Annotated in this window: 10 protein-coding genes; 6 read left to right on the top strand and 4 right to left on the bottom strand. The window is 63.1% G+C overall.

The features are described from left to right. Window positions 1-19: 19 nt before the first annotated feature. Genes BB029_RS06310 through BB029_RS06295 form a run of 4 tightly spaced genes read right to left on the bottom strand, consistent with a single transcriptional unit; the run spans window position 20 to window position 4820 of the window. Window positions 20-880 (bottom strand): HlyD family secretion protein, encoded by an 861-nt coding sequence (locus BB029_RS06310; RefSeq protein WP_065938575.1) that lies wholly within the window; start codon window positions 878-880, stop codon window positions 20-22. 10 nt (window positions 881-890) lie between these two features. Beyond that, complete coding sequence (locus tag BB029_RS06305) at window positions 891-1091, bottom strand: DUF1656 domain-containing protein (protein WP_053254492.1); 201 nt, start codon at window positions 1089-1091, stop codon at window positions 891-893. After that, entirely contained in the window at window positions 1081-3258 is a 2178-nt protein-coding gene (locus BB029_RS06300; RefSeq protein WP_065938574.1) for an FUSC family protein, read from the bottom strand. The genes BB029_RS06305 and BB029_RS06300 overlap by 11 nt, the downstream gene beginning before the upstream one ends. Window positions 3259-3284: 26 nt before the next feature. Beyond that, window positions 3285-4820: an efflux transporter outer membrane subunit gene (locus tag BB029_RS06295; protein WP_065938573.1), complete on the bottom strand. Its 1536-nt coding sequence runs from the start codon at window positions 4818-4820 to the stop codon at window positions 3285-3287. An 85-nt stretch (window positions 4821-4905) separates the two neighbouring features. Here BB029_RS06295 and BB029_RS06290 point away from each other — a divergent pair, with 85 nt between their 5' ends. The 6 genes from BB029_RS06290 (at window position 4906) to BB029_RS06265 (ending at window position 11835) form a co-directional block, all read left to right on the top strand. After that, a complete protein-coding gene (locus BB029_RS06290) occupies window positions 4906-7242 on the top strand; it encodes a hypothetical protein (RefSeq protein ID WP_141696509.1) in 2337 nt (778 codons plus the stop codon). Window positions 7243-7338: 96 nt separating this feature from the next. Next, a complete protein-coding gene (locus BB029_RS06285) occupies window positions 7339-8307 on the top strand; it encodes a LysR family transcriptional regulator (RefSeq protein ID WP_027604744.1) in 969 nt (322 codons plus the stop codon). A 213-nt stretch (window positions 8308-8520) separates the two neighbouring features. Beyond that, on the top strand, window positions 8521-9495 hold the full coding sequence (locus tag BB029_RS06280; protein WP_065938571.1) for a D-glycerate dehydrogenase: 975 nt from the start codon (window positions 8521-8523) through the stop codon (window positions 9493-9495). 99 nt (window positions 9496-9594) lie between these two features. Then, entirely contained in the window at window positions 9595-10497 is a 903-nt protein-coding gene (locus BB029_RS06275; RefSeq protein WP_027604746.1) for a chemotaxis protein CheV, read from the top strand. A 3-nt stretch (window positions 10498-10500) separates the two neighbouring features. Continuing rightward, window positions 10501-10983, top strand: coding sequence for an N-acetyltransferase (locus BB029_RS06270; RefSeq protein WP_065938570.1), 483 nt, complete (start codon window positions 10501-10503; stop codon window positions 10981-10983). Window positions 10984-11091: 108 nt separating this feature from the next. Further along, window positions 11092-11835, top strand: a complete 744-nt coding sequence (locus BB029_RS06265) for a YkgJ family cysteine cluster protein (RefSeq protein ID WP_065938569.1) — start codon at window positions 11092-11094, stop codon at window positions 11833-11835. Window positions 11836-11837 lie beyond the last annotated feature (2 nt).

The raw sequence follows: 11837 nt of genomic DNA, 5'->3' as shown, positions 1-11837 counted from the left end.
GCTTGCCCCCTCCCACATTTCAGTTCGGCGTTTGGTTAACGATCACGGTGCAGGTAATCCCCGCCGCCAACAACACCCCCTCCGGCACTTCATCAATATGAATCCGCACCGGCACCCGCTGGGCCAGGCGCACCCAGTTGAAGGTCGGGTTCACATCGGCGATCAATTCGCGGCTCTCGGGGTTGTCGCGGTCGTAGATGCCACGGGAGATGCTTTCTACGTGCCCCTTCAACGTCTCGCCGCTCATCAGCTGCATGTCGGCTTTGTCACCAACCTTCACATGGGGCAACTTGGTTTCTTCGAAGAAGCCGTAGACCCAGAACGAGTTCATATCCACCACGGCCATCTTGGCTTCGCCGATGCGTGCGTAGTCGCCGCGATGCACGTTGAGGTTGGTGACGTAGCCGTCCACCGCCGCCACGACCTGGGTGCGTTTCAAGTTGAGTTCGGCCGCTTCGAGTTGCGCCAGCGCGTGCTGGTAATCCGCCAGGGCCGAGTCGGCGATGTTGCTGGCGTCGTCGCGGTTTTCCCTGGAGATCACCAGGGCGTCGAGGTCGGCGCGGCGGTGGGCGTTGACCTTGCGCATTTCCCAGGTGGCCTTGCGCGAGGCGACCAGGGACTGCGCCTGCTTGACCGCGATGCGGTAGTGTTCGGGGTCGATCTGCATCAGCAGGTCGCCCTTTTTCACCAACTGGTTATCGCGCACCGGCACGTCGACCACTTCGCCGGTGACGTCGGCGGCCACGTTGATGATGTCGGCGCGCACCCGGCCGTCGCGGGTCCACGGGGTTTCCATGTAGTGCACCCACAACGTGCGGCCAATCCAGATCGCCAAAGCCAGTACCAGCAAGGTCGCGAGCAGGCTGAAAAACTTTTTCATCGGGGCATTCTCAACGGTAGACGGTCAGCGCCAGGGCGCCGAACAGGCAAACGAACAGGCTCAGGCGCAGCAACGCCGGGTGCCAGAAAAAACGGTACAGGTCGAAGCCGGCCAGGAAGCGGTCCAGGGCCCAGGCCAACGCGGCCGCGATCAGGAACATCAGGGTCATGGTCGGCATATAGAGGCCGTGGAAGGCGATTTCACGAGGCATGCGGGGCTCCTTTGAGGGCCGCCAGTGGCGATTGCGGGTCCAGCAGCGAGGTGCGGATAAAGTGCAGGTAGCTTTTCACGCGGCGCAGGGCCGAGGTGTCGAAGTGCGGGGCGAAGGGTTCGTCGGTGGCCTGCACGCGGCTGATCGCGTGGTCGACGGCGATCAGGCCACGCTCCAGGTTACTGGCGCTGGGTTGCAGGAACAGGCGCACCAACGAGCGGCCCATGACCCGGATCGCCTGGCGCCACGGCTGGGATTCGGCATAGGCCGGGTGCACCGGCAGGATCGCCTGTTCCTTGCGCAACTCGATGATCGCGTGGCCGACCTCCAGCACCACGAACATCCAGCGCAGCAGGTCGCGTTGCACTTGCGGCTGGCCGACAGCGAGGCCATAGGCCTGGTGCAGCAGGTCACGGGTGCGGCTTTCGAAGCTCGACGCCAACCCCTTGAGCTTGCCGCTGATGGCATACACCACCTGCTCGCGCAGGTCCTGCTCCAGGCGCCGCCACAGCCAGCGGCTGTTGGGCGGCAGGATGATCGCCCCCGCCGCCGCGCACACGAGCATGCCGAGGATCATGGCGATGTAGTCGTTGATAAAGGTGTAGGGGTTGTAGACCGTGAGGTTGTCCGGCACCGAACCGGTGCTGAAGAAAATCAGCAGGCCCACGCCCACACCGGCGTATTGCGGGCGTGAGGCGAGGAACGCACCGAGGATGATCACCGGGGCGAGCATCACGCACAGCAGCGGGAAGCCGTCGATCCACGGGAACACGAAGAACATTTCCACAAAGCCCACCAACGCGCCGATCAAGGTGCCGCAGGCCATCTGGAACGCCATGCGCTTGGGGTTGGGCGTGGCGGCGGACAGGCCGACGGTGGCAGCGGCGATCAGGGTCATGGTGGCGCCGCTGGGCCAGGCGGTGGCCACCCAGTAACTGCCCAGCACAATCAGGATGAACGACGCGCGAATCCCCGAGGCGGCGCAGGCCAGCCAGTTGGTCTTGGGGCTGAAGGTTTCGTCCCATTGCTCCCGTGCATGGCTGTGATCGGCCAGGGATGCATGGGTTTGCGCGTAGTTGTGCAGGTCATCGACGAAGCGGTAGAGCAGCTCATAAGCGGTGTGAAAATCCAGCTGTTCGGCCTCGCTCGGGTTACCCTCCTGGAAGGTCGCGCGCAGGCTGCGGACCTTGGCGGGCAGGCTGTCCTTGTAGGCGCTGAGCTGGTTGACCAGGCGCGCGGCGTCGGGGCTGGTGAGGGCGCGGTCGGAGAAGCCGTCGAGGACTTCGGCGAGGTCCTGCAGGCCCGGTTTGATCGCCGCTACCACGTGATCCGCGGCGTCCGTGCGCAGGCGTTCGAGCAACTGGTGCAAGGCATTGAAGCGCGTGGTGATGCCCATGAACTCGCTGTTGAGGCGGCTGAGCCGACCGTTGCGCCGGCGCATATGCGGGTCTTCGAACACCGTGAGGCTGCGCAGCCCTTCCAGGCCCACGGCCTCGGCGATAAAGCGCACGTTGCTGGCCTCGAACCCTTCACGTTGGCTGCGCCCGCGCAGACCGTCGGTGACAAACAGCGCAAACACGCCAAAGCGCTGATAGAGCGCATTGCGCATGGCGGCGCTGGAGGTCTGCGGCAGGATTGCCGCGCTGACCAGCGTGGAACACAGGATCCCCAGGGAGATTTCCAGCACCCGCCACACCGCTGCCATAAAGGCGCCGTCCGGATGGGCCAGGGCCGGCAGGCCGACCATCGCTGCCGTATACCCCGCGAGCACGAACCCGTAGGCGCGAAAGTTACGATTGCGTGTCGCGCCAGCGGTGCAAATGCCGACCCAGATCGCCAGCGCGCCGAGGAACAACTCAGTGTTCTGCGCAAACAAGGCGATCAACAACACCATCACCGCCGACCCCGCCAGGGTGCCGAGGAAACGATAGAAGCTCTTGGCGAACACCTGGCCGCTCTGGGGTTGCATCACGATAAACACGGTGATCATCGCGGTGCGTGGTTGCGGCAGTTCCAGGCGCATGGCCAGCCACAGCGTGAGGAACGCGGCGATCAGCACCTTGAAGATGTACACCCAGGTCACGCCGTCGCTGCGTGCCCAGTCGAAAAAACCACGGCGCCACTCAAGGGAATGCAGCCAGCGCAGCGGTGCAGGCATTGGAGTCATTAAATCCTACTCAGTGACCAAACTATTCAGTGATCAAACATGGCAAGCGCCGCCGGGGTCTTGCTCGGGAGGGTCTTGGCGTCCTGCGGTAGGTCTTTGCCGGCGTAGAGACCGCCACCCAGTGCGGTCACCAGTTCGGCATGGGCGCCAAGCCGCGCGGCCTGGACCTGCTGCTCGACCTGTTGTTGGCGAAACAGCAGGGTCTGCGCGTTGAGCACATTGAGGTAATCGGTCAGGCCGCGCTGGTAAGCGATCATGGCGATGTCGTAGGTCTTCTTCGCCGAGGCCACCGACTGCGCGGCAAACGAAGCTTGCTTGTCCATGGACTCGCGGCGGATCAACTGGTCGCTGATGCCCTTGAGCGCATTGACCAGGGTCTGGTTGTAGCGCGCCACGGCGATGTCATAGCCGGCGCTGGCTTCACCCAGCTCTGCACGCAGGCGGCCGCCGTCGAAGATCGGCAAGGTGATGGCCGGGCCGACGTTGTAGTTGAATTTCTTGCCGGCGAGAAACGCCAGCATGCCGCCGCCGGTGGCCATGTAGCCGAGGCTGCCGACCAGGTCGACGTTGGGGTAGAAACCGGCGTGGGCGACATCGATGCCACGGGCTTGCGCCGCGACCTGCCAACGGCTGGCAACCACATCCGGGCGCTGGCCGAGCAATTGCGCGGGCAGGCTTGAGGGCAGTTTCAGTGGTGCGGCAAGGGACAGCGTCGGACGCTGCAAGGTGGCCCCCTCCCCCGGACCTTTACCGGCAAGCGCCGCCAGCTGGTTACGGCTCAGGGCGATTTCTTCGTCCAGGGCGTCCAACTGGCGATGGGTTTCCGGCAGCGGCGTTTCGGCCTGGCTCACGTCGAAATGGGTGCCGATCCCGGCGTCCAGGCGTTTGTTGGCCAGGTCGAGGATCTGCTGTTGCTGGGCCAGGGTCGCTGCGACGATATCGCGGTTGGCGTAATGCAACGACAGCTGGATATAGGCGCGCACCACGTTGTTCTGCAGTTCGAGTTGGGCCTGGCGTGCTTCGGCGGCGCTCATGTGGGCCAGGTCGACGGCGCGTTCGGTGGCGTTGCTTTCGCGGCCCCACAGGTCGAGGGCGTAGCTCAGACCCAGGGACGCATTGTTGTCCCAGGTGTTGGCACCGCTCAATTCACCAGGGCCGTAGAACTGATCCTTGGGCCAGTTGTGGCGTTTGAGGGTGGTATCAGCGTTGATCTGCAGCGACTCTGCCGACTCGGCAACCCCGGCCATGGCCCGCGCTTCCCGCACCCGCGCGGCCGCCATGGCCATGCTCGGGCTGCTTTGGGTGGCGAGTTCGACCCAGCGGTTGAGCTGGGGGTCGCCATAGGCCTGCCACCATTGTGCGGTGGGCCAGTGGGCGTCCTGGGCGGCGCTGCGGATCGCTTCGTCGGTGGCCAGGGTAGTGGCGTTGAGGGCCTGGCCTTGGGGGGCGATTCCTCCGGTTCCGATGCAGCCGCTGATTGCTAACGATAAAGCGCAAACACTGAGAGCCTTCAGCGCTCGGTTAATGAGAGTCTTCAGCTCTCTGCTGATGCGACGCGGCACGGCGAACGAATTCCTGAGGTGGTATTGCGGGGAGAGGTGGCGCAATTCTAGGCGGCGGCACGGAGCGCGATAAGCAGGTGTTCCTGTGAATCTTTATTACCGTTCCAGCGACAATCCCGGTTCAACGGGCGTGTGGTTCGGATATTTATCCCGGCATCTGCATCCTTGCCCTACATCGATCCGCGTAACCGGGCACCAGAGTAGTCAGCCGACTGCCCCCGGAGAGCGCCTCATGCTTTCAGCCCTCAATACGCGGTTGCCGACACCAGAGAGCGTCGATGCTCTGCGCAGGCAGCTGCACCTCGACCCTGTGGCTTTGCGTCCTGGGATGCGGCCTCTACAAAGGGATGTGCTCTGGATCGCCGACAGGGTTCTGGAAAAGCTGAGCCCTCTTGCAGGCGACCCTCGCGACCAGTTGGCAATAGAGGCACTCCACCACAGACTGTCCAACAGCCCACCAAGCCTGGAAGTGTCGGTTGAGGCGTTACCTGACTTGTACGCGTTTTTCAAAAAAGCCGAACACATGCTCAGCCGCCATCGATCACCTCAAAACCCGGACATCGAGGCCGATTACACACTGTGTCGTGCGCTCAAATGGCAGTTTCGCGCAGCCGTCAGCGAGGGAAACCACCAGCGCTTGACGCACAATCTGCTGCAGTCGCTGAGCTATATCCGCGATGGCGGCGAACGGATCAACCATCGTCATATCGGCTACGACATTGCCCTGGAATCGACACGACAGATCAGTGCCGGGCCGCATCTGGCTGCCGACTCTCACTTGGCAACCACGGCAGATCAGCGGATCAAGAGCACGCGCATCATTGCCCTGCAGGGCAAATTCAAATCAACGCTGTCACAACCGAGCGAGTCCCGGTCTCGCGCCCAACTTGGCCTCGGCTATGTATCGTCTCGCGAGTACTCGAGCCTGGAGCACTACGCCAATGCCCGCAGCCATTCTGTACGCACGTCGCTGAGCGAGAGCATCGGGCGCACCGCCAATAACTTGCGCAACCTGGTGAGTGACAGCTGCAACCTGCACAGGCACCGCGCTTACTCAACACAGAGCCAACCCTATGTCAGGGACACCCTTGCCCGCGCAGGCCTGGTCGACGTTGAACTGCCCTGCCTGCATAGTCCCTCCCAACCCATCATGACCGAAAGGGGCATCGCACTGACCATGCGAGGCAAGGTGGCGGTCGACTTCTTCAGTTTCCTGAATGTGCACACCACGATCGAACTTACTTTGCAGCGCACCCGGCAACATAAAGCCCTGGATATTCTCGGCTTGCACGAAATGTCCCCGGCGCTGGCGAAGCAGCAACTGGTCTCGCTCAAGCATCCCGATGACAGCCCCACGGCACTGTTGAATGACATGAAAAACCATGTCATTTCCAGCAGCCGGCAATTCACCCGGAGCGTCAGCAAGCCCGTGCCGGCGTCCGAGTTGAACGCCGCCCTGCACACCAGCAACCGACAGGCCAGGTCACTGCTGGAGCGGTATGTACTGCTCAAGACCGACTCCCCCCTGGAGACGCACCTGGACAGCGAAATACGCGCGCTGATCCAGCGCAACCCTGCGCTGCTTCGCCCCGAAGCGCTAAGGACCTACACGTTGTCAGCCCAGGCGCAAACACTGTCAGGCTCAGCCGGGGTCACGGCTTCGTCACGGGCCGAGGCAGGCGGTAAAGGGGTGTCCATCGAATTCAGCCATCGCAAGAGTGATGACCCGCACCTGAGTGGCGATTACCTGACGATCGACATCGCAGCGCTCAAGTCCGTGGCGGTGGTACAAAAAACGCTGCGGCACGCATTGTCATCCATCGGAGACCAGGCGTTCGACTGGGAAAAGCTGGTCCGTTCGATCAGTGAATCGCTGCTCGACCCGGCCAGACCTTCGTCTACCCAGGTGCTGGTAAAGATCAAGCACGGCGAACCCGTGGTATTACTCACGCGCCATACGGTGAACAAAGCGCGCAAGCTGGGGCTGCCCAAGCCCGTTGAACAGTTCAGCGGCATTGATGTGCAGTCTTTGCGCACACGGCAAACCTTGCGCACAGAACGATTGGGCACCGATTCGCTGGACCATCTTTTGCCAATCGCTCGCCGCTACCTGGAAAGCCCTGGTGAGCAGTCGGGTTGGGACAACTACATACAGCACCACGTCGATGACATTCATGCACTACTCGACGCCCTCGGCCGGCAGACACACGGTACGACACTGGCGGCCGATCTCGACGCGATCAAACGCATCAGCCCGGCACTCGAACGGGCGGCTGAGGACCTGACCCGGCAGGCCAACACCGCCCTTGAAGCGCCGACCGCCGAACACCGCGCCAGCGCACGGGAGGCATTCAATCACCTGCTGCGGGAATACCTGCCGCACTACCAGGCCAAAGTCAGCCAGGCTTGGACCTTGTCCTGAGCCTACGTCATCAATGTCCAGGCGGAGCGCGTCCAGCGGATACACACCTGCGCGCAACTTCATGTCACAATTTGGCATCTCCCCTGAGAACTCTCCATGGACACTTTGCAAAACATGCGCGCCTTCAGTTGCGTGGCCGAAGCTGGCAGCTTCACCGCCGCCGCCGCGCAACTGGACACCACCACCGCCAACGTCTCGCGCGCGGTCTCCAACCTAGAGGCCCATCTGCAAACCCGCTTGCTCAACCGCACCACCCGCCGCATTGCCCTCACCGAGGCAGGTAAACGCTACCTGCTGCGCTGCGAGCAGATCCTGGCCTACGTCGAAGAAGCCGAAGCCGAAGCCAGCGACGCCCACGCCCGCCCCGCCGGACAGCTGAAAGTGCACACCATGACCGGCATCGGCCAGCACTTCGTCATCGACGCAATTGCCCGCTACCGCCGCACCCACCCGGACGTGACCTTCGACCTGACCCTGGCCAACCGCGTGCCGGACCTGCTGGACGAGGGCTACGACGTGTCCATCGTGCTCGCCAGCGAGCTGCCGGACTCGGGCTTCGTCTCCCAACGCCTGGGCATCACCTACAGCATCGCCTGCGCCTCGCCGGACTACGTCAAGGCCAAGGGCTGCGCGCAACGGCCCCAGGACTTGCTCAACCACGCCTGCCTGCGCCTGGTCAGCCCGGTGATCCAGCTGGACAAGTGGACCTTCAACGGCCCCGAAGGCCAGGAAAGCGTGGCGATCAATACGTCGCCGTTCCTGGTCAACTCCGCCGACGCGATGAAAACCGCGATCACCAGCGGCATGGGCGTCGGCCTGCTGCCGGTGTATGCAGCCATCGAAGGCCTGCGCAACGGCACATTGGTGCGGGTCATGCCCACCTATCGCTCCCAGGAGCTGAACCTGTACGCCATCTACCCCTCGCGCCAGTACCTGGATGCGAAGATCAAGACATGGGTGGAATACCTGCGCGGCTCGTTGCCGGAGATCCTGGCGGCGCACCAGGCGGAGCTGGTGGCGTATGAGTTGAGCGGCAGCCTCAGCGGTGCACGGCTGGCGAACTGATTTCTACCAGGCGATACAGGTCAAATGTGGGAGGGGGCTTGCCCCCGATGGCAGTGGATCGGTCAATACATCTGGCGACTGACGCACCGCTATCGGGAGCAAGCCCCCTCCCACATTTTTCCCTGCCCACTTTAGGTCTGCAGTGTCCTGACAACAGTGGCAAGGAATGTTAGCGTGCTTGGCATTCTTCCGTAGTCGATGAGCCCGCCTGCAATGAAAAAGACCGTCCTCGCCTTCAGCCGTGTCACCCCGCAAATGATCGAACGCCTGCAACAGGATTTCGACGTGATTGCGCCCAACCCCAAGCTGGGCGATATCAACGCTCAATTCAATGAAGCCCTGCCCCACGCCCACGGTTTGATCGGCGTGGGTCGCAAGCTGGGCCGCGCGCAGCTCGAAGGCGCGGGCAAGCTGGAGGTGGTGTCCAGCGTGTCGGTGGGCTACGACAACTACGATGTGCCGTACTTCAACGAGCGCGGGATCATGCTCACCAACACCCCGGACGTACTGACCGAAAGCACCGCCGACCTGGCCTTCGCCCTGCTGATGAGCAGCGCGCGCCGGGTGGCCGAGCTGGACGCCTGGACCAAGGCCGGCCAGTGGAAAGCCAGCGTCGGCGCGCCGCTGTTTGGCTGTGACGTGCATGGCAAGACCCTCGGTATCGTTGGCATGGGCAATATCGGCGCGGCCGTGGCCCGTCGTGGGCGCCTGGGCTTCAATATGCCGATCCTGTACAGCGGCAACAGCCGCAAGACCGCGCTGGAACAGGAACTGGGCGCGCAATTCCGCAGCCTGGACCAACTGCTGGCCGAGGCGGATTTCGTCTGCCTGGTGGTGCCGTTGAGCGACAAGACCCGCCACCTGATCAGCACCCGCGAATTGGGGCTGATGAAGTCCAGCGCGATTCTGATCAATATCTCCCGTGGCCCGGTGGTGGACGAACCGGCGCTGATCCAGGCCCTGCAAAACCACACCATTCGCGGCGCCGGGCTGGATGTGTATGAGCAGGAGCCGTTGGCCGAATCGCCACTGTTCCAGTTGAGCAATGCGGTGACCCTGCCGCACATCGGCTCGGCGACCCATGAAACCCGCGAAGCCATGGCCAACCGCGCGTTGGACAACCTGCGCAGCGCCCTGCTCGGCCAACGCCCGCAGGACCTGGTGAACCCGCAGGTGTGGAAGGGCTGACACGGGCCCAGCCCGACACAAAATCGGGTTAAAGCCTGGCTCTCCCGAGTCGATAACCCTCAATAGAAGTTCGTCATCCCTGATCCACAGAAGGTTTTTATGTCCACCACCAAAGCCCGCGCAGACTCACTCTCGCTTCTGCTCTTTACCTTGCGCAGCGGTAAGCTGATGGCCATCAACCTGCTGAAAGTCAGCGAGATCATCCCTTGCCCGCCGCTGACCAAGCTGCCGGAGTCCCATCCCCACGTCAAAGGCATCGCCACCCTGCGTGGCAATTCATTGGCGGTGATCGACCTGAGCCGCGCCCTGGGGGAAATGCCCCTGGAAGACCCGAACGGCGGCTGCCTGATCGTCACCGACGTGAGCCGTTCCAAGCAGGGCCTGCATGTGCAGGCCGTGAGCAAGATCGTGCACTGCCTGACCACCGATATTCGCCCACCGCCCTACGGCTCCGGCGGCAACCGTGCGTTCATCACCGGGGTGACCCAGGTGGAAGGCGGCCTGGTGCAGGTGCTGGACATCGAAAAAGTCATCCATGGCATCGCCCCGGCGCCGATTGAAGCGGCGCCTACCGACCTGACCATGGAAGAGGCGGAAGTGCTCGGCAATGCGCGGATCCTGGTGGTGGATGACAGCCAGGTCGCCTTGCAGCAGTCGGTGCACACCCTGCGCAACCTCGGCCTGACCTGCCACACCGCGCGCAGCGCCAAGGAAGCCATCGATGTGCTGCTGGAGCTGCAAGGCACCGCCGCGCAGATCAATGTGGTGGTGTCGGACATCGAGATGTCCGAAATGGACGGTTATGCCCTGACCCGCACCCTGCGTGAAACCCCGGACTTCCAGGATCTCTACGTACTGCTGCATACCTCCCTGGACAGCGCGATGAACAGCGAAAAGGCGCGCCTGGCCGGTGCCAACGCGGTGCTGACCAAGTTCTCTTCGCCCGAACTGACCAAGTGCCTGGTGGTCGCCGCCCAGACCGTGGCGCAACAGGGGCTGTAACCGGTGGCGGAGTATTTCCAACTGCTGCGCCGCGACCTCACCGGCAGCCTGCCTGCGCCGCAATGGCCGGCCCATACGCAGTTGGATCATTACCGCGACGAGCTGGCCCCGGCGATCCATGCGGTGCTGCGCATGACCCAGGAGCAAGGAGGTGGCCGCGTTCCTCATCTGCACGCCTGGCAGCATCTGTTTGTCAGCGACGCCGAATTCGATCCCACGCTGTGCCTGGTGGCCAGCAACGGCGATGGCATTCTCGGGGTGGCGCAGTGCTGGACCAGCGCGTTTATCAAGAACCTGTCCGTGCATCCTTGCGCTCAAGGCCAAGGCCTGGGCCGCGCGTTGCTGCTGCACTGCTTCCAGGTGTTCAAGCAGCGTGGCGAACCCTATGTCGACCTCAAGGTGCTGGAGAGCAACCGGCGCGCCCGACAACTGTACGAAAGCGCGGGCATGGTCTTTGTGCTGCGGGATGTGGTCGCCGACGACTGACAGGCGCTGGCGCATAACTTGCTTCCAGAGCAGCACAACGGTGGATAGAGGTAAAAACCCGTCACCGTAATTGCGTGCCCTCTGACCTAGCCTGGTGACAGATCCGCCATGAACACCCATTTTTCCTGCGTCGGCTGCGGCAAGTGCTGCAGCGATCATCACGTCCCCCTGACCCTCCAGGAAGCCCGCCAATGGGCGGCTGACGGCGGTAACGTCATCGTTCTGGTGGAGGGTTTCCTGAGCAATGGCCTGGGCCTGCCTCAACTGCAGCGCGAACATGCCGAGCGGCGTTCGGTGGTGGTTACCAGCGGCAGCACCGAGGCGTTTGTGGCAATCACCTTTGCCGCCTACAACGCCGGGCGCTGCCGGAATCTTGACGCCGACAACCTATGCCGCATCTACGAACGCCGCCCGTTGGTGTGCCGCATCTACCCGATGGAGATCAACCCCCATATCCCGCTCAACCCCGCCGCCAAGGATTGCCCGCCGGAATCCTGGGAACAGGGCCCGGCGTTGATCGTCGGGGGTGAATTGATGGACCCGGAGCTGGTGGAACTGATCCAACGCTCGCGCCAGGCCGACCGAGACGACGTGCAGACCAAGGAGGCGGTGTGCGCCTTGCTGGGCATCCGCACCACGGCGCTCAAGGGCGATGGGTTTACCGCGTACCTGCCGGACATGGGCGCGTTTGCCCAGGCGATTGAGCTGGCGGTGGACCGGCCGGCCGTGGCCAGTGAGTGGGTGTTTCATGTATCGGGGATGGATATCGCCGAACAGTTGCTGGATGCCGGCGCGCAGATTGCCACCGAGGTGCCGGCCAACTATGCGTTTATCTCGCTGCGGGCAGCGTAGAC

Source organism: Pseudomonas sp. S3E12 (assembly GCF_001702295.1).
GTDB classification, from domain to species: Bacteria; Pseudomonadota; Gammaproteobacteria; order Pseudomonadales; family Pseudomonadaceae; genus Aquipseudomonas; species Aquipseudomonas marginalis.
The sequence above is the reverse complement of the archived record's forward strand: the minus strand, read 5'-3'. Positions and strand labels throughout refer to the sequence as shown.